The sequence below is a fragment of the Arenibacter sp. S6351L genome (assembly GCF_023016025.1).
Lineage (GTDB): Bacteria > Bacteroidota > Bacteroidia > Flavobacteriales > Flavobacteriaceae > Arenibacter > Arenibacter algicola_B.
The window spans coordinates 1-26,789 of the sequence record NZ_JALKBB010000007.1; the positions used below are offsets into that span (position 1 = coordinate 1).

At 42.2% G+C, this 26,789-nt stretch carries 26 protein-coding genes; 13 read left to right on the top strand and 13 right to left on the bottom strand.

Translation table 11 applies throughout. The annotated features are described in order from the left end of the window. The 4 genes from MWU82_RS07435 to MWU82_RS07450 form a co-directional block, all read left to right on the top strand. The coding region (locus tag MWU82_RS07435) for a SusC/RagA family TonB-linked outer membrane protein (RefSeq protein WP_247095892.1) at positions 1–2,691 on the top strand (2,691 nt) is incomplete at its 5' end. Positions 2,692–2,702: 11 nt separating this feature from the next. Then, entirely contained in the window at positions 2,703–4,118 is a 1,416-nt protein-coding gene (locus tag MWU82_RS07440) for a RagB/SusD family nutrient uptake outer membrane protein (RefSeq protein WP_247095894.1), read from the top strand. Positions 4,119–4,141: 23 nt separating this feature from the next. After that, entirely contained in the window at positions 4,142–4,705 is a 564-nt protein-coding gene (locus MWU82_RS07445) for an insulinase family protein (RefSeq protein ID WP_247095896.1), read from the top strand. A 72-nt stretch (positions 4,706–4,777) separates the two neighbouring features. Beyond that, the gene (locus MWU82_RS07450) at positions 4,778–7,021 is read left to right on the top strand and encodes an insulinase family protein (RefSeq protein ID WP_247095898.1); all 2,244 of its coding nucleotides are present in this window, start codon (positions 4,778–4,780) and stop codon (positions 7,019–7,021) included. 66 nt (positions 7,022–7,087) lie between these two features. Here MWU82_RS07450 and MWU82_RS07455 read toward each other — a convergent pair whose 3' ends face one another. From MWU82_RS07455 to MWU82_RS07495, 9 genes are all read right to left on the bottom strand, one after another. Beyond that, complete coding sequence (locus MWU82_RS07455; RefSeq protein WP_247095900.1) at positions 7,088–7,366, bottom strand: DUF6520 family protein; 279 nt, start codon at positions 7,364–7,366, stop codon at positions 7,088–7,090. Positions 7,367–7,503: 137 nt separating this feature from the next. Beyond that, the gene (locus MWU82_RS07460; protein WP_247095902.1) at positions 7,504–7,956 is read right to left on the bottom strand and encodes a MauE/DoxX family redox-associated membrane protein; all 453 of its coding nucleotides are present in this window, start codon (positions 7,954–7,956) and stop codon (positions 7,504–7,506) included. 91 nt (positions 7,957–8,047) lie between these two features. Continuing rightward, a complete protein-coding gene (locus MWU82_RS07465; RefSeq protein ID WP_247095904.1) occupies positions 8,048–9,031 on the bottom strand; it encodes a helix-turn-helix domain-containing protein in 984 nt (327 codons plus the stop codon). Positions 9,032–9,073: 42 nt separating this feature from the next. Next, positions 9,074–9,460, bottom strand: a complete 387-nt coding sequence (locus tag MWU82_RS07470) for a hypothetical protein (protein ID WP_247095906.1) — start codon at positions 9,458–9,460, stop codon at positions 9,074–9,076. A 515-nt stretch (positions 9,461–9,975) separates the two neighbouring features. Continuing rightward, complete coding sequence (locus MWU82_RS07475) at positions 9,976–11,628, bottom strand: hypothetical protein (protein ID WP_247095908.1); 1,653 nt, start codon at positions 11,626–11,628, stop codon at positions 9,976–9,978. A 252-nt stretch (positions 11,629–11,880) separates the two neighbouring features. Then, complete coding sequence (locus tag MWU82_RS07480; protein ID WP_247095910.1) at positions 11,881–12,171, bottom strand: type II toxin-antitoxin system RelE/ParE family toxin; 291 nt, start codon at positions 12,169–12,171, stop codon at positions 11,881–11,883. After that, positions 12,164–12,403, bottom strand: a complete 240-nt coding sequence (locus tag MWU82_RS07485) for a CopG family transcriptional regulator (protein WP_111622471.1) — start codon at positions 12,401–12,403, stop codon at positions 12,164–12,166. The genes MWU82_RS07480 and MWU82_RS07485 overlap by 8 nt, the downstream gene beginning before the upstream one ends. Before the next feature lie 155 nt (positions 12,404–12,558). Continuing rightward, positions 12,559–13,092 carry a GNAT family N-acetyltransferase gene (locus MWU82_RS07490; protein WP_247095912.1) on the bottom strand — a complete coding sequence of 178 codons (534 nt, stop codon included), beginning with the start codon at positions 13,090–13,092 and terminating at the stop codon, positions 12,559–12,561. Continuing rightward, positions 13,093–14,901 (bottom strand): PDZ domain-containing protein, encoded by a 1,809-nt coding sequence (locus MWU82_RS07495; protein ID WP_247095914.1) that lies wholly within the window; start codon positions 14,899–14,901, stop codon positions 13,093–13,095. A 127-nt stretch (positions 14,902–15,028) separates the two neighbouring features. On the opposite strand from MWU82_RS07495, the gene MWU82_RS07500 reads away from it, so the two are divergent. From MWU82_RS07500 to MWU82_RS07520, 5 genes are all read left to right on the top strand, one after another. Then, entirely contained in the window at positions 15,029–16,180 is a 1,152-nt protein-coding gene (locus MWU82_RS07500) for an 8-amino-7-oxononanoate synthase (protein ID WP_247095916.1), read from the top strand. A 3-nt stretch (positions 16,181–16,183) separates the two neighbouring features. Then, positions 16,184–16,567 (top strand): DUF2007 domain-containing protein, encoded by a 384-nt coding sequence (locus MWU82_RS07505; RefSeq protein ID WP_215949586.1) that lies wholly within the window; start codon positions 16,184–16,186, stop codon positions 16,565–16,567. A 1-nt stretch (position 16,568) separates the two neighbouring features. Further along, positions 16,569–17,180 (top strand): dethiobiotin synthase, encoded by a 612-nt coding sequence (gene bioD / locus MWU82_RS07510; protein ID WP_215949585.1) that lies wholly within the window; start codon positions 16,569–16,571, stop codon positions 17,178–17,180. Between the two features lie 139 nt (positions 17,181–17,319). Continuing rightward, on the top strand, positions 17,320–18,588 hold the full coding sequence (gene bioA, locus MWU82_RS07515; RefSeq protein WP_247095917.1) for an adenosylmethionine--8-amino-7-oxononanoate transaminase: 1,269 nt from the start codon (positions 17,320–17,322) through the stop codon (positions 18,586–18,588). A gap of 3 nt (positions 18,589–18,591) precedes the next feature. Next, on the top strand, positions 18,592–19,755 hold the full coding sequence (locus tag MWU82_RS07520) for a beta-ketoacyl synthase N-terminal-like domain-containing protein (protein WP_247095919.1): 1,164 nt from the start codon (positions 18,592–18,594) through the stop codon (positions 19,753–19,755). A gap of 111 nt (positions 19,756–19,866) precedes the next feature. Here MWU82_RS07520 and MWU82_RS07525 read toward each other — a convergent pair whose 3' ends face one another. Both MWU82_RS07525 and MWU82_RS07530 read right to left on the bottom strand, forming a co-directional pair. Further along, positions 19,867–20,157, bottom strand: coding sequence for a type II toxin-antitoxin system RelE/ParE family toxin (locus MWU82_RS07525; RefSeq protein ID WP_247095921.1), 291 nt, complete (start codon positions 20,155–20,157; stop codon positions 19,867–19,869). Beyond that, positions 20,157–20,393: an addiction module protein gene (locus MWU82_RS07530; protein ID WP_247095923.1), complete on the bottom strand. Its 237-nt coding sequence runs from the start codon at positions 20,391–20,393 to the stop codon at positions 20,157–20,159. Before MWU82_RS07530 ends, MWU82_RS07525 begins: the two co-directional genes overlap by 1 nt. 498 nt (positions 20,394–20,891) lie before the next feature. Between MWU82_RS07530 and bioB the strand changes: the two genes are divergently transcribed. From bioB to MWU82_RS07545, 3 genes are all read left to right on the top strand, one after another. Next, positions 20,892–21,986, top strand: coding sequence for a biotin synthase BioB (gene bioB / locus MWU82_RS07535; protein ID WP_247095925.1), 1,095 nt, complete (start codon positions 20,892–20,894; stop codon positions 21,984–21,986). A 76-nt stretch (positions 21,987–22,062) separates the two neighbouring features. After that, complete coding sequence (locus MWU82_RS07540; protein ID WP_215949581.1) at positions 22,063–22,920, top strand: cupin-like domain-containing protein; 858 nt, start codon at positions 22,063–22,065, stop codon at positions 22,918–22,920. A gap of 64 nt (positions 22,921–22,984) precedes the next feature. Continuing rightward, positions 22,985–23,482 (top strand): DUF6646 family protein, encoded by a 498-nt coding sequence (locus MWU82_RS07545; protein WP_215949580.1) that lies wholly within the window; start codon positions 22,985–22,987, stop codon positions 23,480–23,482. A 49-nt stretch (positions 23,483–23,531) separates the two neighbouring features. On the opposite strand, the gene MWU82_RS07550 is transcribed toward MWU82_RS07545, so the two are convergent. Next, a complete protein-coding gene (locus MWU82_RS07550; RefSeq protein ID WP_247095927.1) occupies positions 23,532–24,014 on the bottom strand; it encodes a regulatory protein RecX in 483 nt (160 codons plus the stop codon). Positions 24,015–24,230: 216 nt separating this feature from the next. On the opposite strand from MWU82_RS07550, the gene MWU82_RS07555 reads away from it, so the two are divergent. Next, positions 24,231–25,169, top strand: a complete 939-nt coding sequence (locus MWU82_RS07555) for a family 16 glycoside hydrolase (RefSeq protein ID WP_247095929.1) — start codon at positions 24,231–24,233, stop codon at positions 25,167–25,169. A gap of 65 nt (positions 25,170–25,234) precedes the next feature. Here the strand turns inward: MWU82_RS07555 and MWU82_RS07560 are convergent, their stop codons facing one another. Continuing rightward, the gene (locus MWU82_RS07560) at positions 25,235–26,782 is read right to left on the bottom strand and encodes a ribonuclease E/G (RefSeq protein ID WP_247095930.1); all 1,548 of its coding nucleotides are present in this window, start codon (positions 26,780–26,782) and stop codon (positions 25,235–25,237) included. Positions 26,783–26,789 lie beyond the last annotated feature (7 nt).

The following is a 26,789-nucleotide window of genomic DNA, read 5'->3' on the forward strand; positions in this document are numbered from 1 at the left end:
ATGAAGTCCGAGGTCACCGAGCTTCAAGAGGTGGAGGTCAATGCCGGTTACTATACGGTAAAGGAAAAGGAACGCACCGGCAGCATCAGTAGGGTCGCGGCCAAGGAAATAGAACTACAGCCCATCGTAAGTCCGTTGGAGGCCCTACAGGGCCGGATGGCGGGGGTGGAGGTGGTACAGCCCAATGGTGTGCCGGGGAGCGCGCCCAGGATACGGATCAGGGGACAGAACAGCTTAAGGAACGGTAGCGAGGACAATGGCAACCTGCCCCTATATATTGTGGACGGAGTACCCATAAATGCTGCTCCCATCCATAGTTATAGCGGATTGACCAATTCTACGGGGCTGGACCCGTTAAATACCTTGAACCTGGCCAATATTGAAAGTATAGAGGTGCTGAAGGATGCGGACGCCACGGCCATTTATGGCTCCCGTGGGGCCAATGGGGTAATCCTTATCAGTACAAAAACGGGCAGGGGATCTGAAGGGAAAACCCAGGTGGACGTCCGTCTTTATTCCGGTCTGAGCAGGGCCTCAAATCGGTTGGACCTCTTAGATACGGAACAGTACCTTTCCCTTAGAAGGGAAGCTTTTGAAAATGATAATGTGGCACCAACAACATTCAACGCGGTAGATCTGGTAGTATGGGACCAAGACCGGTATACCGACTGGCAAAAGGAACTGTACGGGGGAACCGCTACGGTAACGGATCTGAACATAGGGGTATCGGGCGGTAAAAAAAATACTTCTTTTGGTTTCGGGGGTTCCTATCATACGGAAGGTACCGTATTTCCAGGAGGCTCCAAATACAACAAGGTAACTGCGAACTTCAATCTTGACCACTATTCCAGGGATGCCAGGTTCCGATTGAACCTGACGGTAAACTTTGGACTGGACCATAACCGGCTCTTCAATGGCTCTTCCTTTGTAGCACAGGCCCTGAGCCTGCCACCCAATGCCCCCGCACTATATAATGATGATGGCAGCCTTAATTGGGAGGGTTCCACATGGACGAACCCATTGGGAATTCTTAAGATGGATAGCCGTGCCCAGGCCAATAACCTGATCTCCAATGTTGGGATGTCCTATAAGATCGGTAAGGCAATTACCTTGAGGACCAATATGGGATATACCTTTTTGGACAGTGGGGAGAAGTTGAGACGGCCTATAAGCGCTTATGATCCTGCAAATTGGGACAGGGCAACGCATAGCTCCCTTCATACCCTCACCAATAGGAAATCTTGGATCATTGAACCCCAGATCATATACCATGGTTCCAACCAATTAGGGAATCTCGATGCCCTTTTGGGTACTACCTTCCAGCAAAACAATGATAATATTATCAGGATGACCGGAACGGGGTATTCCAACGAGCATTTGATAGGTAACCTGGCCGCAGCCGATGCGGTCACCGTGGGCACCAATGAGAATGCCCTGTATAGGTACAATGCCATATTTGGACGGATAGGATATAACTGGAAAAGAAAATATTTTATAAATCTTACGGGAAGAAGGGATGGTTCCTCACGTTTCGGAAAGGATAAAAGATTTGCCAACTTTGGTGCCATCGGGGCGGCCTGGATCTTTTCTAAAAATAACCAATTGGACAAGGACCGATCCTTTTTATCCTTTGGGAAGTTCCGTGCCAGCTATGGCCTTACCGGGAGCGACCAGATCGGAAATTATAGGTATTTGGATGCTTATGAGGTTACCCCTGGGCCAGGGGGACTATATCCTACCCAGCTTACCAACCCCGATTATTCATGGGAATCCAACAAGAAATTGGAAGCCGCTGTGGAGCTCGGATTCTTTAAGGACATGATCAATTTTGGCGTGAGCTGGTACCGCAACCGCTCTTCCAACCAATTGGTGGGCTACCAACTTCCTTCAATAACGGGTTTTACCACTGTTCAGGCCAATCTGCCCGCAACCGTACAGAATAAAGGATTGGAAATAGAGGCATCTACCCTTAATTTTAATACCAAATATTTTAGGTGGCGAACATCCTTTAATATTTCATATCCAAATAACGAATTGGTCGATTATCCCGACCTGGAACAGTCATCCTATGCCAATCTGTATAGAATAGGCCACCCTTTAAATATTGCCCTTCTGTACAATTATGATGGTATTGATCCCGAAACAGGACTTTATCGGGTGGTGGACGTCAATGAGGATGGCAGGTTGGACTATGCGGACCGAACGATCATCCTGGACCAGAACAGAAAATATTTCGGAGGTGTCCAAAACGAGTTCAACTATAAGGGCCTTTCATTGAACTTCCTACTGGAATTTGTAAATCAGGACGGTATTAGGCAACCCAGTACCCCTCCGGGGAGAAACAACAATATACCCCAGGGACTGAACAATGTTTGGCGGGCGGAGCGCCAGCAAACGAACGTCCAAATGGCCTCACAGGCCTTCCCTGCCTATATTGCCTATCTCAATATGCAGAACAGCGACTTTAATTATGTGGATGCATCGTTCATTAGATTAAAGACCCTTTCCATGGGCTATGCACTGCCCAGCTCTATATTGCAAGGGGCCCATGTGAGTGCATGCCAGATCTATGTGCATGCACAGAACCTTTTTACAATAACGGGCTACAAGGGCCTGGACCCTCAAAGGCCCGGTTCTACCCAGTTACCGGCCTTAAGAAGTATAACCTTGGGAGTCCAGTTACAATTCTAAAAACAAGAACTATGAAGACACTATTTTCAAAATCGGGCATTATTGCCATTGCGTATTTTACCATGCTCTTAATTTCCTGCGAGAAATTTGTGGATGTGGATGTCCCCGACCATATGATCGTAAGCGAATCGGTTTTTGGGGACGATCAAAGTGCAATGTCGGCCATACAGGGGGTATACAACCAGTTGTTCAGGGCGGATTTTTCTTCCGGAGGGGGAAGGTCCGTGACCCTGCTGTCCGGATTATCGTCGGATGATTTTAAAATAACGACCTCCTCCAAGGAATACTTGGAATACCATGGGAACCAAATTTTGATAGCCAACAGCTATAATCAGGTACTCTGGTCCAGCATGTACAATGTCGTCTATATGGCAAATTCAATTTTGGAAGGGGTTTCAAATTCTGGGACTTTAAGTAGGGCCATTCAGCAACGATTGGTCGGCGAGGCCAAATTCGTGCGTGCGTTCTGTTATTTCTATTTGGTCAATCTTTATGGGAAAGCACCATTGATACTCGGTACGGATTATAAGGTCAATTCCTTGGCATCAGGGTCCGATACCGAAACCATATACGGTCAAATTGTTCTGGACCTGAACGATGCCATAGAATTATTGGGAGTTGGATATGCAGATGGAGAAAGAACCCATGCCAATAAGTTTGTGGCCAAGGCCTTATTGGCCAGGGTATATCTATTTCAAGGGAACTGGGAAAATGCCAAAACATTGAGCAGCGAAATAATTGCCCAAGCTTCCACATTTGGGATATTGGACGATCTGGACCAGGTTTTTCTTGCCAATAGCAAGGAGGCCATTTGGCAAATTTCCCCGCTGGGAAGGGGCAATAGCCTGACCCATACCGAGGAAGGCAATATTTTTATCAAGACCTCTTTGACCAACACGGCCATCGGACTCTCGGATAATTTGATGGACTCTTGGGATGTAGGGGATAGGCGCCATACCAATTGGGTAGGCCGGTTTGATGGTAGCGGTCCCGATGAAACCTATTATTATCCCTTTAAATATAAGGTCCGTTATGATAATTCGGGAGGCGATATCACGGAATATTCCATGGTCCTGCGCTTGGCGGAACAGTACCTAATCCGTGCCGAGGCCAATATTAAATTGGGCAATCTTCGGGAAGCCATTGCCGATCTGGACGTTCTAAGACAACGGGCCGGGATTTCACTATTGGCCGATTCATCCCCCAATTTGAGTGCTCCGGACCTCCTGGAAATTGTACTAAAGGAAAGGAGGAACGAACTGTTTGCGGAGTGGGGACACCGTTGGCTGGACCTAAAACGACATGGGATAGCGACAGAGGTGTTGGGGGAGACTAAGGACAATTGGGACCCTACCGCGGTGCTTTATCCCATACCTCAGGATGAAAGGTTGAAAAACCCCAATCTGGATCAAAATACAGGATACTAAAATTCATGATTTAAATTTTTAGGATGAAAAGAATTAAAAGAACCCTAATGGTCCTTTGGATATTGCATAATTCTACAATAATATGGGGACAGACCTCGAACCATATGGAAAGCAACATTCCACCTTTGGACCCAGGGATACGACATGGCCAATTGGCCAACGGATTTCAATATTATATAAAACCTATCCCTAATTCAGGAGCAAAGTTGTCCATGCGCCTTTATGTGAAGGTAGGAACGTTTCAGGAAGACCCGGATCAATGGCAATTGGCCCATTTTACGGAACATATGGCCTTTGTAAGGACGCAGAACTTTACCAATATAGGTGCAAACTTCGACATTTTATCATCTATGGGAATGAAGCAGGGAGATGTCTTTGCTTTGACCGCTGGAAACTTTACGAACTATTGGTTCGATATTCCGGCCCGAAACCCAACTGCACTTACAAATGGCCTTTTGTGGTTCCACGATATCATCAGTGGAAAAATGGAATTTAGAAAAGAGGAAGTTGATGGGGAGCGGGGACCTTTTTTTCAGGAATATCTTTTTCGAAATGGTAGGGGACGTTATTTGGATAGGAAAATCTAAGAGGGCATATCGGAGTGTTCTAAAAACCCTATCCATCCCGATGATTATAATAGGTACGTCCAGACTTTTGATATGGAAAAGCTGGTGCGTTTCTATAGGGATTGGTATCGGCCGGACCTGTCGGCCATAATGATCGTTGGGGACGTACAGGATCTGGATGCCCTGGAAAAACAGATCCGTAAAAGCTTTTCGGACTTAAGGGCGGTCAAAGGGGCAAGGGCCAAAGTGGATTGTGCCAAAGAATATCTAAAACGCCCGGACCAGTTCATTGTCCTTGAGGATTCAAAGAACCGGTCCAGTACCGATATTGACAACAAGGTGCTTGTACATTCCTTCATAAGGGACAATGGGGCCGTACTGCCCACTTTGGACAGCAACCGGTCAGCTTTGGCTATGGCCCTATTAAGTGAGGTAATCAACATGAGAACAGATCAAGTGTCCCAGGATTTGGGCAATACTTCCTATCGCCTAAGAAGCTTTTACGACCCTTCCGATGAATTTCCGGCCATTGAGATGAAATGGGAGACCAGGGAAGGAAAAGTGAGGGAATCGATAGAATTTGTCGCAAAAGTGCTACGGCATATCAAAGTAAGGGGTATTGATAGAACGGAGTGGGAGAATATGAAAGGGACGGCGCTTAAAAAACTAGAAAACGATACCGGTGCAATACAATATTGGTTAGATCAGATCAGGGACCATTTTGTTCTGGAAAGACCATTGCCGAAAGACAAAAACCTAATATTGCAAAATTGGTTAGGGGACCTTTCCCTTTCGTACATAAATGGGATATTGTCCAGATCTATCCCCGATATACCACAGGATATTGCTGTTATTGCACCAAATGGGAGTGAAGTTCTGAAATTGTCGGAAGGGGAGGTCAGGGAATGGATCTTAGGAATAAACCAGGGACCCCTTATGGAGGTTTCCAGACAGGCGGAAATAACCTCGTTGATGGATGCTGACAAAGTGGATGGGCTTATACCTGTAGGATATGAAGAAAAGGAGGACTACAAATTGGGGGTCAAGGAAATCTTCCTTGGCAACGGGGCCAAAGTGGTATTGCAGAAAGGCAGTTTTAAGGGTAATATCACGGTACACGGCTTTAGTTTAAAGGGGACTTCTTCATTTTCAAGAGAGGATTTTTATTCAAGTACAAATGCTCCTTCAATCGTAAGAAATTCCGGTGTAGGCGAATTGAATAATTTCCAATTGAACAAGTATCTCCGAAATACCAGTATCCCTGTGACGGTACTGCCCTATATGGAATATACAGAAAGCGGGATCAAAGGGGAATCCGACCTACAGGACTTTGAAAAGTTGATGCAACTCATCCACTTGTATTTTACGGCACCACGAAAGGATTCCTTGGCCTTTAAGTACTGGCAAGAAAAACAAAGGGACCGATATCATAAACAATCCGCCGAGTCGTTGATGTATACGGATATGCTCAATGAATTTATGGATAAGGTTTCCAATGATAGCATCATATTCCGTCCAATGGGGGGTACAAAACATTATAATGGGATAGGAAGAACCGATCAGGACCAGGCGTACAAGGCCTATTCCCAAATATTCGGCAATGCACGGGATTTTACCTTTTTGATCAGTGGAAATTACGAAGAAAAGAGGATTTTACCTTTGATCCGAAAATATTTGGGCAATCTGCCCAATCTGCAAGTGCCGGACATGCATATGGAGCCGGTCATGAAACATGAAGTGCACCATTTTTCCGAAATCAGATCCGAGCTATCGGGCCTGTCCTCCGAAAACACAAAGATCAGGATCAAATACATATATCCCGCAGAGGAAAAGTTGGATTGGAGAGAAAGGATCGGATTTGAATTATTAGCATGGGCATTAAGTGCCAAACTTGATGGATTGCGCTATGTAAACAAACGGGACGTATTTTCTGCAAGGGCCCATCAATGGTATTATGCGTCTATTGGATGGAATGTTATTTCGATAGATCTGGAGTGTTCCGTGAAAGATACCAAAGTGATAAGGAGGGACATACATAAAATAATCAATAATATAAAGAATCAAAAATTGGACGATGCCACTTTCCAATATGTGGCGGAAACCTATTACAACAAATATAGAGCTCAAAGGGTAAAAAATAGCGCACAGAAGATGCAGGAAAAAATTTATCGCACTATCCGTTTTGAAGAACCATACGTTTCCCCGGAAGAAGTTGAAGGCTATGTAAGGTCGTTGACCCCCAGAGATATTTTGAAAAGTGCCCAAAAAATCCTTGATGAGGATTATTGTTCCGAATTCATATTGAAAGGCTCGGAAAAGGAAGCTTATATGGAATAGTTGTTCTAGGGATGGCCAAAATTAAGCCCCGTATTTTGTAACAAATACGGGGCTAGTTCAATGTCCCTAATCCGTAATGGTATACGGTGTAGTAGTATTGGAATCGTACGGTTCTTGCAGGTCAAAATCCTTATAGAGTGTATAAGGACCTGGATTCTGAAGACTCTGTACAATTACTTGGCAATCTTCCCCGGTCCCTTCGCATGGGACGGTATTGATCTTATGTGGTGTACCTCCACCTAGATCGATCCATGCATCGGAATCCAGAGCGGCATTTACAGTTGTAAACGACATTCCAACGGCAAAAATGATTGCCAATACGGGCAATAAAAATTTAGTTTTCATAATACTTAGATTTATATTAACAATAAGTGCCTACTCTCTTTTACAGGTTTTCGGTCTTCCCCCTGCTCTTGCTGCGCAACAAAATATCTTCATCATTTTACTTTTTATATCATGGTCCCATGACCATTTATGGACCTTTACGGGCCTTCTTCAAGGGGTCCCCAATCTTTGAGTGAGGACCATATGGCCAGTAGGGCCAATAGGAGCAACATGGCATTGAACACCAAATGCTGTTCCCAGGACAGCAGGGAGATAATGCCCCCACAGGAACAGGGCCTGTAGGGGGCAAAAAATACAATGGCCACGGTATAGCCCGTAAATAGCAGCATTAGGCCCAATGCGCCATAAAAACCTATCAATCTGGTTTTTTTCCAAATCAAAAGAAGGGCAACGGCCAGTTCCGATAGCGGTAAGGTCCAAGAGGCCAGGGTCGCCATGGTTCTGCCCCCGAGAACGGGCGAATTTAGGATACTGTCATAGAATAAATTGGGAACCAAGAGTTTGGTGAGTCCGGTATAGACAAATAGGATTATAAACAACAGGCAAATCACCTTAACAATTATTCCCCTATATCTTGCAATCCATTTCATGTTCATTGGTTTGATATTCAATGGAATAAAGTTAAGAAGGTAGTTGGATCTATTTTGAGCAATATTTATCTAAACAGGATTATTTTAGTAACTATATATAATAATAATTAAGATGTGAGGATAACAATCTTAGTTCGGTGGGTGTATACCCGTAGCGTTTTTTGAATTCCCTGGCTAAATGGTTGCCCTGCTTGAATCCTACCGATCTAGCGATATATCCGATTTTTTTATTGGTATATTGGATAAGGGTGTGCGCTTTCCTAAGCCGCTGGTCCTTGATAAATTGAAAGACTGTCATCCCGTACAGTTCCTTGAATCCATTTTTTAATTTATATTCGTTGGTGCCCATAGTGTGTGCCAGATCCAAAATGTCAGGAATTGATTCGTTCAGGTGTGCTACAATATATTTTTTAATGGAATGTATCATCTCTATATCCAAGGTGTTCAGGATATATTTATGGCCCTTTTTATTCTTGGGTATTTGTGTTCGCCCTCCATGTGTTTTTTGGAGATCTAAATTTAAAATATCCTCAGGAGCCTCCCTTTGAAGTGAGACCTTAATTGATGTAACAATGATCTTTTGATTTAGGTACTGCTCATCGGGAAAGTACAATACCTTGCACTGTGCAGGGAACAAAAGACCGTAGTTGGTCAAAAAGCTCAATTGCAAGGTTGTTTCCCGTTCAGGTCCGCTGATAATTCCTTTCACCCCCTGGTCCCAGACTTTATGGGAATCGGTATAGAGCAACTTTTTAAATGTAAGACCTAAAATGTCGTTTTCTTCATAATGCAACAACTTTTTTACTCCATTGTTCATTTTAATGATATTGCGGGATCTATCCAGGAAAAAGAGCATTTGCGTGACTACCGTATAGGAATAAAATGGCCTTGAAAACCCAAGACGCATTATGGACCCCCTTATTTGTTCCGTTATCATATTGACCAATACCGATAGAGCCTCCAAATGGTCTTTGCTATTGGTACGTTCAATCTGCTGGAAATAATCACCATTGAGCATTGCCAATAGTTGTTGGTACAGATTTTCCAATCTTTGGCTGTTCTCCAATTTGTCCATGATCCTTAATTTTGATGTTTGTAATAGTTTTCTGTTTAACTACTAACGGGAAACAGCTTGGGCAAATGGGTGTAGGAATTCCAATGCCGACGTTTCATCCGTGAACATTTTTATTCGGAACGGGGAAATATCGTTGATATATATTTTGGTAAATATAGTAGACAATGGGGTCTTGGAAACGAATGCCAGGGCGTTGATCAACAAAGTGCCTTCTACGGCAAAGTATCCTCGGGCTTCCTTGGAGATTTCCCTTAGACCCCTGATATTACACAATATGGGATAGACATTTCCCTGTTGGAATGTCAGGCGTTGGGCAACTACTTTCATGGCGTCCCCTAGAAATAAGTTTACGTTCTCTTTGTAAACAATATGGAGGATGCCGTTTTCTAGCCGAAAGGATGCAAATTCATTTTCTTCATACTTTTTCATGATATTTAAAAAAAATCGGTTCAAATTACATATTTTTCTAATACATATAATAAGATAATTCTTATTAAACTTGTTAAATAAGTATCCATAATGGATAAAAAAATATCTGAAAGGGATTATTTTTATTTATGGATAGGTTCTCAGTTCTTGGTAGATTGTTCGAAACGGCCTATACTTTATGTATAGGATAGATTCAAAAGAGTTTGCAACCTCTATTTAAACCATCCAATTCTTGGACCCTTCTATCTATCCGGATTGCCTTCCGGCGTATATTCGGTAGTTCTGGAGACCTTTTTTGGAAAAATATTGAGGAAGAGCATCCTGAAATAGCACTCGATATTTCCAATTATTAAATATGGGGCTCGAAAAATTCCTATTTAGTAAGATGAAAATCCGATTAATAGGTTGTGGCCAAATGTATTACAACGGCCTCGGCATCGAGTAGTTCGGGGTTGCATACACTTGTCTTACGGCCTCTCAATTAGGTTGGTATATGGGATTTTCAATACTGGATCCTAATAAGTATTTATCCTCACATCCTTGAACATAAACGGATTTCTGCTGATTATCAAAGCCTTGCCACTTACGGTGGTTACATTCTTAAGGATTATTTCATTGGTTTTGATGTAGGGAAATTGCTCCTGATAAGTATCGTCCGTCATTTCTTCATTAAAATCTTTAAAAATGGCGGGCCCTTCGTAGTCTTCCGGATGATTGTTGTCATCTATGCGGAGGTTTTCTATGGTAATCCTTTCCGGCATATAACAGGTATAGCCAAAATTATGCTGCCCAGAGTAGGAACCTCCTATAATGTTGGCTTCGCTGGGCTTGCCCCCTTCGGGTACAAAAACACAGTTACGGATCACTATCTCTCCCTGCCATGTACTTCCATAATCCTCGCGCAAATTAATTAGGGTTTTACCTCGGATAGTGCTGTTCTCAATGGTCAAGACACCGCTACCTATAGCATTGATTCCCATATGGCCAAGGGTAGAATTTAGGATCGTGGCATTGGCAACCCCCTTATGGGCATCGAAGCGTGAAAAGGTGCAATGGTCATAGATCAGGTTCTTGGAGTAATTGGAACTCATTATCCCCCAATAGGTATTGTCGTTAATATCATTGGTCTGCCTGCAATTCTCAAACTTTACATTGAGGCCACGGTTTACCAGTAGGTCATACGAGCCCATAGATACCGGTTTCCCTGCCGAGCCAATAGTTCGGTAGGTTTTGCGACCGGTGAGGAGGGTGTTCTTCACTGTTACATAGGCACAGTCACGAATATTGAGAAAGCCGCCATAGGGCGCACCATGATCTCCTTCTCCTATGACGTGGTGCTCCAGCCCATCGATTACTACATTGGAACGGTTGACCCAGATGTTCCTGCTATAATAATTGTACTTGGATTCGGCCTTATTGGCAATGGTGGTAAAACGTCCTCCTGTAATATTTAGGGTTGTGGTGTCCAAGGGTATGGCGGTTACATTCGAAATCTGCTCAAAATCCCAAATAATGGGGGCGTCCAAATCCACATGTCCGTTTTTGTCAACGACAAAGATATCGGTTTGCTGGGAGCCATTGTCTTGGTTTAGCCCAAAGCGGATATAGTGCCTCACATTGGAATTCGTAACCGTGATAAGACAGGACTGAGGCAAAACGACGTCTATTTTTTCCTGGTTTCTTTTAAGTGATGTTATGCCATCCAGTTTAAAGGGTAGTAAGTTGGAAACCACCTTAAAAACTGAAGCTTTGTGGTTTTGGACTTGGGTATCATCAATAATAAAGGCCGCCGTTCCAAAATCGGTATCGGTTTGGATTTCTGCCGTACGTTCCTTGCCTCCTATGTAGTAGGTGAAACCCTGGTCGGCTTTCACCATAAGGCCGTGAAGATTGGCGAAGGCATGGGTTGCGGCAATGGCGTCCATATCATCTGTTTTACCATCACCTGTGGCGCCGAAATCACTATAGCGTACCCATCCAATAGCTTTAAATTTAAGGACATTTTTTGGGGATACATTTAGATGCAATTGCCCATTGTTACCTGCTTTTACTTGGGTTTTTTTCTTGTTGGAGGTGATAATTACATTTTCAAACTGCTTTTCTGCCTGTCCATGTGCCAAAAATAAACATGAAAAGAAAAAGATCAATAAAAAGGAATATTTCATCATGGGCGCATGCTTTAGGTCATTAATTTGAGAAAAAATCTTGCGGACGTTATAAATATATAAAAACTTGGCATTAAACAGCAAAGCTTGCATTGCCGAAGGGATTCAGTTATTCTCCGGCTTCCTAGAAGTACCGGTTAAGTAATTTGAGTTACTATTTAATAATAGGGAAGATATGAGCCTGCCGATTTGGACAAGGTTGAGTTAGCACAGGAATTTGTGGAGAAATAACTATTTAATCTGCGCTAACGGAGGTTAGAGTGGCATATTGTTTAAATCTTGCCTTCCAATAATGGCCATTATTTCAACAGTGTCATCCTGTATTCTGTAATAAATACTATCTGAACCGCAAACACAACGTCTATAGCCTTCTTTTATAAAATCAACTGCTTCAAATGAAAAAGGTAGTTGGGCAATAATGTCAAAATACTCGAAAAATGAATAGTAGTATTGGTCAGCTTGTTCAACACCAAATTTTCTTACTCCGTATTGATGAATTCGTATCAAATCCACTCTGGCAGAGTTGCTTAATTTATAGTTAGCCACGAAGTAAGGACTTGGATTGCTCTAATATTTGTTCTTTACTATCTTCAGTAAATCCGCTGTTCTCAGCTTTTTCTAATTTAGTTCTGATCCAATCTATTTGGACATGTTGTTTTCTGGCTTGTCTGATCAAATCATTGACCAGTTCACTTTTGCTAGAGTACTCCTTATTGTCTACTTGTTTTTTTAACCATTCATCGTTGGGTTCTGTGAATGAAATACTTTGTCTAGACATAATTTTTATTTTGGTGTAAAAATACACCAAAAACGAATCAAATACAAATTTCTCAATTATCTTACCTAGCTTATCGCATGGTTAACGCCTGCTTGACGGCTAGGTAGGTTTGCGCCCAAGTCTTACGGTTATTCCATCTTATTTCCCAAAATTCATTACCGCAACACGATCAACTTCCAATCCTGTCCGCCTGCATTATAGGTTTTTAGTTCCTTAAATCCCACCGCGTAATGCGCTTCCAAAGAACGGAGGTTAGTGGCATCTACCTCGGTAACGATACCGGTAAACTCCGGCTGTAGGCTATTCTTCATGGTCTCGTACAGCTTTCTAAAAATGCCCCGCCGCCTATACTCTTTGTCTATACAGATTTGCCCCATGACCATATAGGGGTCCGCTTTGGGTATTACCGAAGCTATTTCCTTAAACATGGGTTTTAAGACCTCTATATCGTTCCCAAAACTGGGGTGCATGCAAAGTGCATAGCCCACTACTTTATCTTGGTCCTTGGCAATGATATGGGGACAGGCGGTATTCATTTGGGTCAGGAGTTCCAAAGTATGGGATACCGTAACAAATCCTTCTTTTTCCTTTTCATCTGCATCCACATTTTGTAAGTGGTTCCTATGTTGCAGGTCCAAGATTTGCTGCAATTCGGATTTTGTGCTGCAGCGGGTGAATTTTATTTCCATTTATTCCAGTTTTAACCAAGCCTTTCTATTTTTTAATACTTGTTTACTGACTTTGCCTCCACCCTTCTCCATTAATTCTATGGTATAGGAGGGATCCGCACTTAAAACAACCGTGGTGGTTTTTGGAATGCCAAATCGGGTGTAGGCTACCTGAACACTTTCCCCTACCTTGAATTGTGCTATTAACTCCCCAAAATTCTGGTTAGAAGTCAGGGGGATATTGTTTATCGCCGTAATCACATCCCCGTACTCCAACCCTGCGGTATAGGCCGGGCTCCCAATGGTGGTATTACGTTGTACAAGGCCCGCACCAAATTGGTTGATGTTTACACTTGCCCCAAAATAAGGTTTGTCCTTGGCACGTTTCAGCACTATGCCTACTGAGTTGAACAGCTCCTCATAATTGGGCATTTCACTGTTATGGATATATTGATCAAAAAAGTGATTTCCAAATTCTTTTCCGGCGTACTGTACCAAGGTTTCACGTAGGTCGGACAGCGTATAGGGCACTTCCTTTTTGCCATAGGTCTGCCAAACTAATTTCATGTAATCGTCCAAATTCAACTTGTTTTGTCGCAACGAAAGATCCAGGGCCAATCCCAAAACACTGCCATAGGAATAATAGGAGATAAAGGTATTGTCCCTATTTACCGGATCCACAGAAGTGGCAGCGTCCACAAAGGGTGCCTGATAGCTCATTTCTATAGGGTTAAAGAACTGTCTGGCCGGAGAGTTCCAAACATAATTGAAAGTGCCCGTAAGTCCCTCTACGTATTCCTCTGGGGTGATGATACCGGCGCGACAAAGGATAAAATTGGTGTAATAACTGGTAAAACCTTCCGCAAACCAGAGTTCTCCGCTCATATTGGCTTCGGCAAAATTGAAGGGTTCCAAAGCCTGGGGCCGAATACGTTCCACGTTCCAGCAATGAAAAAATTCATGGGCAACGGTGCCTATATTATTCTTCATACCGCCTTCTGCCAACCCTTCCCTGTCCGTAAGAATGGTAGAATTTCTATGTTCCATACCATCCCCGGAAGCATTGGGGATGTAACAGGCCAAAAATGTATAGGTCCCGTAATCGTAGTTGGGCAGTTCGCCAAAAACGTCCTTTTCGGCCAGAACCACCTTCTTTACCTGTTCAAAATAGGTGTCGAGCTCTGATTCCGTTCCGTTGTGGTGCAAGACAAATTCTATGATCTGTCGCTGTCCATTATTGTCCACAGTAAATTGGCGTAGTCCATAATTGCTGATTTCCGTGGGGCTATCCATGAAGTATTGTAGGTTGGGCGCGGTATAGATATTGCCCATTACTCTGGGCATTTGGGTAGCCACCTTCCAGTTGAGGTCTTCACGAACCCTAAAGTCCACTTCTATTTTCCGATCTTCCAAATTGCCCACATACATAAAGGTTGCCGGGATATTTAAATGGGCGTGGGTTTCATCAATTTGGGCATAGGTGCCATCCCCACGATTGGCAAAAAGCGTATAACTTATCTTCACCTCCCCATCATGGCCGCTAACATCCCATTGATAGGGATTGGGCCTATGGATTTCCAAGGGTTTTCCTTTGCTATCGGTTGCCTTAAAATTGTATACATTTTTTGCAAACTCATGTAGGGCATAGCGCCCGGGAGAGGAGCGGCCCATACGTACAGATAGCACACCGGGATTCAGCTGTGGAAAGGAGGCTGTGATTTCCGCTTCGTGATGTACGGCATTTTCAAAGGAAATAGTGTAGCGGTTGGTCTGACTTTGTAGGCTTATGCAACTGGCAAGAAAAAGCAGGCTTAGAATGTTGATTTTCATACAATTTGGTTTCGAAACGTTTTATAGATGGGGAACCTGGCCAAGGACAAGGTTCCGAATATTATTTTTGCATGGCTTTGTATAAACGAATATACTATTTAAATACAGGATATGCTACATTTGTAATATGACGGAATTCCCAAAAAAATTGTCGGCTAAACTCACCGAAAGACAGGCCAATAATGCCCTTCGGAAATTGCCAGTGCCCAATGGCCTGATCGATTTTTCCTCCAATGATTATTTGGGTTTTGCCAAAAATGAGACCATTTTTAAAAATGCCTCCAGCATCTTGGATAGGAAAGATGCCATAGCCAACGGCGCTACTGGATCCAGGCTGTTGACGGGTAATAACGGATTATATGGGGAGTTGGAAAATTTGTTGGCCAGCTTTTTAGGCTCGGAATCGGCATTGGTCTTCAATTCGGGATACGATGCCAACATAGGTTTTTTTAGTGCCGTGCCACAGCGTTCAGATGTTGTTTTTTATGACGAACTCTCGCACGCCAGTATTCGTGATGGTATTGGGATGGGCCTTGCCCAAAGCTATAAGTTTAAACACAACCAATTGGAAGGTCTTAAAGGGCAGATAGACAGAGTGCGGGAAAGAAAGGTTGATAGCGATATTTATGTGGTTACGGAATCGGTTTTTTCCATGGACGGAGATTCACCGGATTTAAAAGCACTGGCGGAATTGTGCACTTCCAAAGGGGCCTACTTGGTCGTTGATGAAGCCCATGCGGTTGGTGTATTTGGTAAAAGGGGAGAGGGATTGTTAAATGAATTTGGGCTGCAGGACAGGGTATTTGCCAGGATCGTCACCTTTGGCAAGGCCATGGGCTGTCATGGCGCAGCAATATTGGGAAGCCATGCCCTTAAAAGTTATTTGGTGAATTTTGCACGCAGTTTTATTTATACTACGGGTATGCCGCCGCATTCCTTGGCAACGATTTTGGCAGCTTGTCAACATATGTCCATGTCAAGAGGTGGGCAAATGCAACTTAGGCGGAATATCAATTTTTTTAAGGATCAATTGAGGGACCATGACCTAGAACCCTATTTTATTCCAAGTAATTCGGCCGTACATTGTTGTTTGGTAGAAGGCAATGAAAAGGTGAAAAATTGGTCGCTACAATTGCAGGAAAAGGGTTTTGACGTAAAGCCAATTCTTTCGCCCACCGTTCCAAAAGGTCAGGAGCGATTGCGATTTTGTTTGCACAGTTTTAATACCGAAAATGAAATTAAGGATGTACTTTTAATATTGGCCGATTTATTTGATTAGAACATGAACCCAGAATTTTATACCCTAGCTGCGTTTGAATATGTAGCCGATGTTCAAATATTAAAAGGCCGATTGGAGGCCGATGGTATCCCCGTATTTCTAAGGGATGAAAACACCCTTAATTCCGACCCCCTTATCAGTAATGCTATTGGCGGAGTGAAGCTGCAGGTATATTATTCCGATAAGGAAAGTGCTACGGAAATCTATAATGAAATCAGGGCCTATGCGATGGACGACCAAGGTAATTTTAGGCGTTGTCCCAATTGTAAAGCACAAAGAATGGAGATTTATTATAACAGGAAGGGGATTTTTTATAAACTTTTTCCATTTTTTGAAAAAAGAAAGTATAAATGTCTAAATTGTGAGTTTATAACAGAACCAAGCTAGAATGAAACAATTTTTTGTAACAGGAATATCAACAGATGTAGGAAAGACAATCGCCTCGGCAGTTATGGTCGAGGCCTTGCAGGCCGATTATTGGAAACCCGTTCAAACTGGGGACGATTCTGATAGTGAAACGATTTCCAATTTAATTTCCAATACCAAAACGGTAATACATAAAAGTAGCTACTCCCTAAAGGCGCCAATTAGTCCTCATGCGGCCGCTGCTTTGGAAGGGGTTTATATAGATCACAATAAAATAAATGAGCCCAAAACAGAGAACCATCTGGTGATCGAAGGGGCAGGTGGAGTACTGGTGCCTCTTAATGATTCCGATACTATTCTGGATATTATTATGCCCACCTATCATGTAATAGTTGTGGTGAAGCATTATTTGGGCAGTATTAATCATTCCCTGTTAACCATTAAATGGCTCTTGCTAAAGGGTTATGATGTTGCCGTACTATTTAATGGGGAGCCTAATGCTGCCTCTGAGGATATAATTTCCAACATTACGGGAGTTTCTGTGCTCGGAAGAATTGGACAGGAAGCATCCTTGACCAAGGATGTTGTTAGGAAATACGCAGAAGAACTGCGTCCTGCGCTAATGGCATTATAATATCTTTGGCCGATAAAATATTTTCCTATATCTAAGAGGGATTATGGTTTGATTATCCCCTTAAAATGAATTGGGATCGGGATAGTGTTTTTAGTCATTATTCCCCATCTTTGCATCTCTATTTAAAAAGGATATTCAATTGAAAAGTCTTTCGGAAAGGGACCAAAAGCACCTTTGGCACCCACTTACGCAACATAAACTGCATCCCAAAATGCTTGGCCTTGTCAAGGCCAAAGGGGCGGTGTTGTACGATGAGCAGGGCAGGGAATACATAGATGGGATTTCCTCTTGGTATACCTGTATGTACGGTCATTGTAATGATGCCATAATAGCTAAGGTCTACGCTCAAATGCAACAGTTGGATCAGGTGGTCTTTAGTGGATTTACACATGAACCGGCCATTGCGCTGTCAGAAGCACTAATTTCGTTGCTGCCATCCAATCAAGAAAAATTGTTTTTTTCGGACAACGGTTCCACTTCAACTGAAATAGGAATAAAGATGGCCTTGCAATATCATCATAATAAAGGAAAAAAGCGCTCTGTTTTATTGGCTTTTGAAGATGGTTTTCATGGCGATACTTTTGGGGCGATGTCCGTCTCCAGTTTATCCGTATATAACGGCCCTTTTGAGGATTATTTTATTGATGTAAAAAGGATTCCTGTTCCTACGGATGACAATATTGGTAGACTATTGCATGAATTGGAAAATACTATAGATCTTGATGCTATTGCCGGATTTATTTATGAACCCTTGGTGCAGGGTGCAGCGGCCATGAAAATGCACAAGGCAGAACATTTGGAGAAAATTCTAAAAGTGATAAAATCCCATGGGGTATTGGCCATAGCCGATGAGGTAATGACGGGCTTTGGAAAAACAGGAAGACACTTTGCCTCCGATTATATGGAGGTGAAACCAGATGTCATATGCATGTCCAAGGCCCTTACAGCAGGAATGCTTCCAATGGCGGTGACCAGTTGTACCCAGGAAGTTTACGATGCCTTTTACAGTGATGATATTGCAAAGGGACTTTTTCATGGGCATACTTATACAGCTAATCCCTTGGCATGTGCTGCAGCTTTGGCGGGAATTGAATTGCTGAAATCTGATGATATTCAAAAAAATATTGCCCAAATAATACAGTGGCACCAAGAGTTTGATGCCGAAATAAAGGATCACCCCAAAGTTGCGTCCACTAGGCAAATTGGGATTATCTACGCGCTGGATCTTAATATTGTCATGGAGCGTTATGGAAATGTAAGGGACAAACTGTTTAAGCATTTTATGGATTCGGGGGTTTTTCTTCGACCTTTAGGCAACACTATTTACATTTTGGCACCCTATATCACCACTAGGGAGCAAATGCAAAAAATCTATAACAGTATAAAGGAAGTTCTTAATTCTTTTTAACCCATGCAGAACGAACCTATTTTTATCACCGCACTTTCATCCATTTCTCCTTTAGGAACTTCCTTGAAGGAGACCTGGGAAAATTATAAGCGTCCAGACCATTTTTTACAGCAGAAACACTATGGCGATCTAACCGCCTGGGGATCTGTCCTAACGGAGGATACACAACAAAAGATAACCGATTTAAAAAATTCGGATTCCAAGTATAAAAACTTGGACCCATCTGTACTATATGCCATTTATGCCTCTAGGGAAGCTATAGGTCAAGCCGGTTGGAAGGATGGTAATTTTGGGGTAAACATTGGCTCATCTAGAGGTGCTACCGGACTTTTTGAAAAATACCATAGCGAATTTATCCAAAATGGGGAGGCCTCTACCTTATCTTCCCCTACTACCACCTTGGGGAATATTTCTTCTTGGGTGGCCCATGATCTGCAGACACAAGGCCCGGAAATATCACATTCCATAACCTGTTCCACGGCTCTACATTCCTTGTTGAACGGGGTGGCGTGGCTGAAAAGTGGCATGGCCAATAAATTTTTGGTGGGGGGTAGCGAGGCGCCATTAACGCCTTTTACCATTGCACAGATGAAGGCCTTAAAAGTCTATTCACGGTTTGTGGCCAACGACCCTGAGGGTTACCCTTGTAGAGCCTTGGACTTGGACAAGAAACAGAACAGCATGGTTTTGGGTGAAGCTGCCTCCATGGCGTGTTTGGAGAAAGGCAACAAAGAAAATGCCCTTGCCCGCATTGAAGGTCTGGGTTATGCTACCGAAATACTGGAACACAATATTTCAATATCCGCTGATGCGGTTTGTTTTCAGCGATCCATGAAGATGGCTTTGGGCGGAATAGATCCAAAGGAGGTAGATGTGGTGGTATTGCATGCTCCTGGAACCATTAAAGGTGATTTGTCCGAAGTAAGGGCTATTGAAAAAGTATTTGGAGCACATGAGCCGGCAATGACCACTAATAAATGGAAGCTAGGACATTCCTTTGGTGCTTCCGGAATGTTGAGTTTGGAATTGGCGGTATTAATGTTGCAGCACCAAGAGTTTATAGGAGTGCCATATGTGACAAATGATGCCATTCCTAAACAAATCAACAAAGTAATGGTAAACGCAGTGGGTTTTGGAGGGAATGCGGTGAGTATTCTTATTGGGTAGGATTGATTTGTGAAAGCAATCAGAAGGAAAAAATATCTATTGTGCCAAACCCTGAGGAGAAGTATGCATTATAAGTACTACGGATGAGTATGAATTGGCACGCAACTAGAATTATTTCTTCTTTTTCTTGGGATTTTGCCAAGTATTGAATATTGAATAAACTATCACTTTATTATTAATGATTTCATATATAACAAAGAAGGGAAAACGTTTTAAAAATGCTTCTCTGTAAGGTTTACGTTTTTGGGGAAAGCATTTAGGGTTGGCTACGATTCGGTCAAAATAGTTGTCTAAATGTTCCAAGAATTCCTCACCAAGTCCAATTCGTTTTCCCTCGTAATATAGATAAGCCTCAATAATTTCTAGATTGGCATCGTTTATAATCTCTAAATTATATGCCATTACTGTGCAGCATTTCTGGCGTTTTGTTTAACTTGTTCCCAAGAAAATGAATTACTTTCTCCATTTAAATGGGCTTCCTTACGCTTATCTATCATTTGATATTGTTCTTCGCTTAAAGTTAGCTCCTGCTCGTCATTTTGATAGCTTTCCGCCAATGCTTTAATCATTTTTAAAAGCCTTATGTCTGCCTTGTCTATGTACTCTCGGACCGTATTTCTTAAATCGATGCTTGCCATAATAATTTCTAATTTCTTAAAGTAAAGATACAATTTATGTTCCAAAAGTTTCTTTCCATTTGGATCAATAAAGTAATGGTAAACGCAGTGGGTTTTGGAGGGAATGCGGTGAGTATTCTTATTGGAAGACCTTAATTCATTTTAAATAGGGATTTATTGGTTTGTCTACAGTCCATTTCTAACTAATCAAATATTTATTAAGCCCTTATTAAATAGCATTATCTAATAATTTAGGAATCGATTTTTGCAATTTCTGCAGATTATAGGTTATTTTTGACCCCTAAATAAATGTTGGCTTAGGGATTGCAGCGGCATCCTTTTTATGTTTACCGCGCCTGGCGAAGGTAAACTGAAAAAGATATAGCGAATAAGCCCGACCCCGACTTCCTTGCCCTCTCCTGCAAGGTGTAGACCTACAAGGTCTCCAAGACCTTGCAGGTCCTCCTTGTAGGAGTTGGGAGAGAAGGAAGTTGGGGAAAGCCCCAAGAACTAAAAAGTATGAGCGAAGTAAGACATAACTGGACCAAACAGGAAATACTGGATATTTACAACAAACCCTTTATGGAGTTGCTCTACGAGGCGGCTACCGTACATAGGGAAAACCATGACCCCAATACGGTTCAGGTATCTACCTTGCTATCCATTAAAACAGGGGGATGTCCTGAAGATTGCGGATACTGTCCACAAGCCGCACGCTACCATACCAATGTTGAAGGCAATGACCTTATGAGCGTTTCCCAAGTGAAGGCCCAGGCCTTGCGTGCTAAAACCGCCGGAAGTTCAAGGGTGTGTATGGGTGCTGCATGGAGGAACGTTAAGGACGGACCCGAGTTTGATCAGGTGTTGGAGATGGTGCGTACCATTAACAAGCTGGACATGGAAGTTTGCTGTACTTTGGGAATGATTACCGAGAACCAGGCGCATCGTTTGGCGGAAGCCGGACTATATGCTTACAACCATAATTTGGATACTTCCGAGGACTACTATAAAGATGTAATCTCTACACGTGCGTTTAAGGATCGTTTGGATACTATAGACAACGTACGTAAGAGTAATGTTACCGTTTGTAGCGGTGGTATTATAGGTATGGGAGAAGCTTTGGAAGATAGGGCAGGTATGTTGGTGGCCCTTTCCACTTTGGACCCACAACCGGAATCCGTGCCGATCAATGCCTTGGTGGCAGTTGAAGGTACCCCTATGGCAGACCTACCTCCGATTCCTATTTGGGATATGGTGCGTATGGTGGCCACTACCAGAATTATTATGCCCGAAACCCAAGTCCGTTTATCTGCCGGTCGTACTCAAATGAGTAGGGAAGGGCAGGCCATGTGTTTCTTTGCAGGTGCCAATTCTATATTTGCCGGGGATAAGTTGCTTACTACACCCAACCCGGATGTTAATGAGGATATGGCCATGTTTAAGCTGTTGGGATTAAACCCACAAAAAGCTTTTACCAAGGTTTCCCAGCCCCAAACTGTGGAAGCTGAGGATTCCCAGTATGCAGCCAAGGGCGAAAAGCCAAAATGGACCAGGCCCGGACATATCATTGATAGGAACGAAGCTGCTAAAAAGAAGGCCAATCTAACGGAGTAATCCTGCGTTGGAATGAATTGCCAAGAAAATTATTTTTGGTTTTTTTAACTTTGCTAGATTAATCAATCAAGTTATATTGAACTTAAAAGAGATTCCAAGGGTAGCGAATATTACCAAAGAAGAGTTTCTCAATAACTATTTTAGGCCACAGAAACCTGTGGTCATAGAAAAGTGTATTGAGGAATGGCCGGCCTATACCAAATGGAATTTTGAATATATGAGGCAGGTGGCCGGTAATAAAACGGTTCCGTTATATGATGATCGTCCGGTACATCATAAAGACGGATTTAACGAGCCCCATGCCTCCATGAAAATGTCCCATTATCTGGACCTTTTGCAAAGGGAGCCTACAAAATATCGCATTTTTTTATGGAATATTCTTAAAGAGGTACCAGAGCTGCAGAAGGATTATTCTTTTCCTGATTTTGGCCTGAACTTAATGAAGGGCCTGCCCATGCTTTTTTTTGGAGGTGCCAATTCCCATACCTTTATGCACTACGATATTGATCTTGCCAATATCTTTCATTTTCATTTCGCTGGAATAAAAGAGGTTATTCTATTTCCCCAGTCCGAAAATAAGTACTTGTATAAAGTGCCACATTCTTTGATTACCCATGAGAGCATAGATTTTTCGAATCCCGATTATGAAAAGTGGCCCGCACTAAAAAATGCCTCGGGGTTTAAAACCCGTTTGGAACATGGCGAAGTGTTGTATATGCCTGAAGGGTATTGGCATTATATGAAATATATCACTCCGGGTTTTTCCATGAGTTTAAGGGCAATAGCAAGAAATCCGGCGAATTTGGGACGGGCCTTCTACAATGTATTGGTCATGCGTTATTATGATAATATTATGCGAAAATTAAAAGGTCAGGAGTGGATAGATTGGAAGAATGAACAGGCCATAGAAAGGACAAATAAACAGTTGTCCTAGGTATTATGTCTAAGGAAAGGAATATCTTTGTCCCCTTTAAATAAAATTTATTAAGAAGTTAATTATGAGAAAATTATTGCTTGCATTGGTATTTGTTTTGGCTGTGTCATCTGTTAATGCACAGGCTTTTGAAGGTAGGGAAGATATGAAATTTCAGATAGGGACCAATTTTCAGGATAATGGTACCGGAATTGTATTGACTTATGATTATGGTTTGGGTGAAAACTTTTCACTTGGCCTGGCGTCCTCCTATGTATTGGGGGTGGCAGAATTGATCGATGCCGATTTTGGGGACAGAATAGACTTAAGGGCAAGGTTCAATGCCAATTTGGGCAGTGTTTTTCAATTGGGGGACAATGTGGATATTTATCCCGGATTGGACTTAAGTCTTAAAAATTTTGGAGGTCATTTGGGTATCCGCTACTTTTTTAGCGATGGCTTTGGTGTATTTTCCGAATTAAACACACCACTGGCAAAATATAATACAGATACCTTAACAGCGGCCGAAAAACTGCACAATCAGTTTGTATTCACCATCGGGGCTTCTTTTAATCTTAATTAAAATATACGATCCTTGGCCCTTTCCACAAGGAGGGGGCTGAAGGTCTATTTTATTTGTTGGGAACTAGTTCATATACTTTTTCATACACCATTCCACTTTCCCACCCTCGGTACAAAAGATAATCGGCGAGTTTTTTACGGCGTTTTTGTAGGTCCTTTTCCCTTATTTCTGCCAAGCGTTTTTTTGCCAAGGCATTAAACGTTTTAATGTATTCTTTGGAGTCTATTTCCTCCATGGCCAACCTTATATTGAATTTGGAGATTTCCCTATACTTCAATTCATTTTCAATTCTATTTTTTCCCCATTTTTTAATATTGAATTTTCCCCGGGCAAAACTTCTGGCAAAGCGTTCCTCGTTGAGGTAATTTTCTTTAATAAGATGTCCCACAACGACGTCTATGGCCTCAGGAATCATATTCATTGTCCTTAACTTGGAAATCACCTCTTTATGGCAGCGATCCTGATAGGCGCAATACCCTTCCAATTTCTTGGTGGCTTCAACTACGGTATAGGAATTTTTAGGAGTTATCATTTGGTAAAAAAGGATCTGGATGGTCAATTGCTCCAGTTAATTCTGTGCAGTATTTCTGTAAATATACGGTGGTTTGTGGAATTGATAAATCTAGCCCGTTATTTTATTCAAGGCCCTAAAGTTCCTAGGCTATTAGTGAGGTTATTTTGGGGTTGTTAATTGGTGAAGTAGGCATATTGTAATTATATTTACGACTCATAAAAAACAATCTCTAAAATGAATAATAAATTTAAAATGTGTTTAGTAGCATTGAGCTTTATATTGGCTTTTACTACTTTGTCCTTTGCCCAACAAATAAACTCAATAGAGGGGCGTTGGGATATGGTTATTTCCCAAGATGGGGAGGAACTTCCTTCGTGGTTGGAAATCCGCCATTCCGGTTCCCGAACTTTGGTAGGACGGTTTGTTTATGCCATGGGTAGTGCCCGGCCAATTGCCGAGGTAAAAATGAAGGACGGAAAATTTAGTTTTGCCATTCCCCCGCAATGGGAAAGTGGTGATAGTTATATGGAATTTGAAGGAAGTATGACCGGTGATGTCCTAAAAGGTACCATGTTATATACCAACGGCCAAACATACAATTGGGTGGCTACACGTGCCCCTAAATTGGAGTATACCAAAAATCCAAAGTGGGGCAAACCTATTAAATTATTCAATGGAAAGGATTTAAGTGGATGGCAGGCTATGGGAGAAAACCAATGGATAGTGGAATCAGGGGTGCTAAAAAGTCCTAAATCGGGTTCCAATTTGGTTTCCGAACAAAAGTTCAACGATTTTAAATTGCATTTGGAATTTAAGTATCCCAAGGGAAGTAATAGTGGGGTTTACCTACGAGGACGCTATGAGGTACAGATTACCGACAGTAAGGGGGCAGAACCTTCGGATGTGGAATATAGTGGCGTATACGGCTTCCTGACCCCAAATGAGGTTGTGGCCAAGGCTGCAGGAGAATGGCAGGAATATGATATTACCTTGATCGGTAGAAGGGTAACCGTAGTGGCTAACGGAACTACGGTGATCAGTGACCAAATTATCCCTGGAATTACCGGTGGAGCTTTGGACAGCAAGGAAGGTGAGCCAGGACCATTGTACTTTCAAGGGGATCACGGTCCTATAGAATTTAGGAATATAATTGTTACTCCAAGGGTAGATTAATGCTTTAGAGTAATTTAATGTGTTAAAACAAAAAAAGCGACTCCGTTTTGGAAGTCGCTTTTTTGTTAGTATATGGTTTTACCGTCTTTGTTCTTAAAACGATATTCAAGATACGTATAGGCATCCCTGGGTTGAATCTTAACCCATCTTTTGTGCTCCAAAAACCATTTGGAACGTATAGATGGAAACCCTTTGGTTAAATAGGCAGCAATAAATGGATGTATGTTTAATGTAATCCCATTATCTTTTGCCGGACCTTTTAAGAGTTTTTCCAGATCTGCATTTATCTTGTCGATCAAAACAATTGGAGCTTCTACCTCCTGACCGGAGCCATTGGGGTTTTCCTCACTTGTTTTAATGTTCATTTCGGGTCTAACCCGTTGTCTTGTAATTTGTATAAGTCCAAACTTACTTGGGGGTAGTATTTTGTGTTTGGCCCTGTCGTCTTTCATCTCATCCCTAAGGTGGTCAAAAAGGCGTCTTCTGTGTTCGCCTTTACCCATGTCGATAAAGTCTACCACGATGATTCCTCCCATATCCCGCAGGCGTAATTGTCTTGCGATTTCAGAGGCGGCCAATAAATTTACTTCTAGGGCTGTGTCTTCCTGATTTTTGGCCTTATTGGAACGGTTACCGCTGTTAACGTCTATAACGTGAAGCGCTTCGGTATGTTCAATAATTAAATAGGCACCTTTGCTCATGGAGGCCGTACGGCCGAACGAAGTTTTAATTTGTCTTTCTATCCCAAATTTTTCAAATATGGGAACATTAGAATTATACAATTTTACAATAGATTCTTTTTCCGGTGCAATTTCATGCACATAATCTTTTACTTGCTCAAAAAGCGTTTCCTCATCAACATGGATTCCGGTAAAGGAATCGTTAAAAACATCCCTAAGAATGGAAGAAGCCCTTGTAAGCTCTACCAAAACTTTGGACGGATGCGGTGCTCTTTGGATCTTATTGCACATTACTGACCATTTGTTCAGTAAATTCTGCAAATCTTTGTCTAGTTCTGCTACTTTTTTGCCTTCTGCTACTGTTCGGATAATAACGCCAAACCCTTTTGGTTTAATACTCCTAACGAGTCTTTTTAACCTATCTTTTTCTTCTTTGCTTTCAATTTTTTGTGAAACTGAAACGCGGTCGGAAAAAGGGACCATGACCAAGTATCGGCCAGCTATGGAAAGTTCAGAGCTTATTCGTGGTCCTTTTGTGGAAATGGGTTCCTTTACTATTTGTACGAGTAAGGATTGATTGGCTTTAATAACATCGGTGATGCTACCATTTTTGTCAATATCTTCTTCAAACTGAAAATTACTTAAAGAGTAGTCCTTAAGTTTTCCAGTGCTAACTTTTTTAATGAATTTCAACATAGAAGCTAGTTGCGGCCCCAAATCGTGGTAATGTAGAAAGGCATCTTTCTCATACCCTACATTTACGAAGGCTGCGTTTAGTCCAGTTACCGGTTTTCTTACCTTGGCAATTAAAATATCGCCAACGGCAAAGTCGTTACTGTCTTCTTCTTTGTGTAATTCAGTGAGTTTTCCATCCTTTAGCAAGGCAAAATCAACGGCATTGGAACTAGATCTTACGATTAATTCTCTATTCACCTGAATT

Coding starts and splice junctions, on each gene's coding strand:
- MWU82_RS07445 (WP_247095896.1), top strand. CDS start 4,142: ATGAAAAGAATTAAAAGAACCCTAATGGTCCTTTGGATATTGCATAAT.
- MWU82_RS07465 (WP_247095904.1), bottom strand. CDS start 9,031: ATGGACAAATTGGAGAACAGCCAAAGATTGGAAAATCTGTACCAACAA.
- MWU82_RS07495 (WP_247095914.1), bottom strand. CDS start 14,901: ATGAAAATCAACATTCTAAGCCTGCTTTTTCTTGCCAGTTGCATAAGC.
- MWU82_RS07500 (WP_247095916.1), top strand. CDS start 15,029: ATGACGGAATTCCCAAAAAAATTGTCGGCTAAACTCACCGAAAGACAG.
- MWU82_RS07475 (WP_247095908.1), bottom strand. CDS start 11,628: ATGATGAAATATTCCTTTTTATTGATCTTTTTCTTTTCATGTTTATTT.
- MWU82_RS07470 (WP_247095906.1), bottom strand. CDS start 9,460: ATGAAAAAGTATGAAGAAAATGAATTTGCATCCTTTCGGCTAGAAAAC.
- MWU82_RS07485 (WP_111622471.1), bottom strand. CDS start 12,403: ATGTCTAGACAAAGTATTTCATTCACAGAACCCAACGATGAATGGTTA.
- MWU82_RS07490 (WP_247095912.1), bottom strand. CDS start 13,092: ATGGAAATAAAATTCACCCGCTGCAGCACAAAATCCGAATTGCAGCAA.
- MWU82_RS07550 (WP_247095927.1), bottom strand. CDS start 24,014: ATGATAACTCCTAAAAATTCCTATACCGTAGTTGAAGCCACCAAGAAA.
- MWU82_RS07555 (WP_247095929.1), top strand. CDS start 24,231: ATGAATAATAAATTTAAAATGTGTTTAGTAGCATTGAGCTTTATATTG.
- MWU82_RS07525 (WP_247095921.1), bottom strand. CDS start 20,157: ATGGCATATAATTTAGAGATTATAAACGATGCCAATCTAGAAATTATT.
- bioD (WP_215949585.1), top strand. CDS start 16,569: ATGAAACAATTTTTTGTAACAGGAATATCAACAGATGTAGGAAAGACA.
- MWU82_RS07455 (WP_247095900.1), bottom strand. CDS start 7,366: ATGAAAACTAAATTTTTATTGCCCGTATTGGCAATCATTTTTGCCGTT.
- MWU82_RS07530 (WP_247095923.1), bottom strand. CDS start 20,393: ATGGCAAGCATCGATTTAAGAAATACGGTCCGAGAGTACATAGACAAG.
- MWU82_RS07460 (WP_247095902.1), bottom strand. CDS start 7,956: ATGAAATGGATTGCAAGATATAGGGGAATAATTGTTAAGGTGATTTGC.
- MWU82_RS07545 (WP_215949580.1), top strand. CDS start 22,985: ATGAGAAAATTATTGCTTGCATTGGTATTTGTTTTGGCTGTGTCATCT.
- MWU82_RS07505 (WP_215949586.1), top strand. CDS start 16,184: ATGAACCCAGAATTTTATACCCTAGCTGCGTTTGAATATGTAGCCGAT.
- MWU82_RS07450 (WP_247095898.1), top strand. CDS start 4,778: ATGGAAAAGCTGGTGCGTTTCTATAGGGATTGGTATCGGCCGGACCTG.
- MWU82_RS07520 (WP_247095919.1), top strand. CDS start 18,592: ATGCAGAACGAACCTATTTTTATCACCGCACTTTCATCCATTTCTCCT.
- MWU82_RS07440 (WP_247095894.1), top strand. CDS start 2,703: ATGAAGACACTATTTTCAAAATCGGGCATTATTGCCATTGCGTATTTT.
- bioB (WP_247095925.1), top strand. CDS start 20,892: ATGAGCGAAGTAAGACATAACTGGACCAAACAGGAAATACTGGATATT.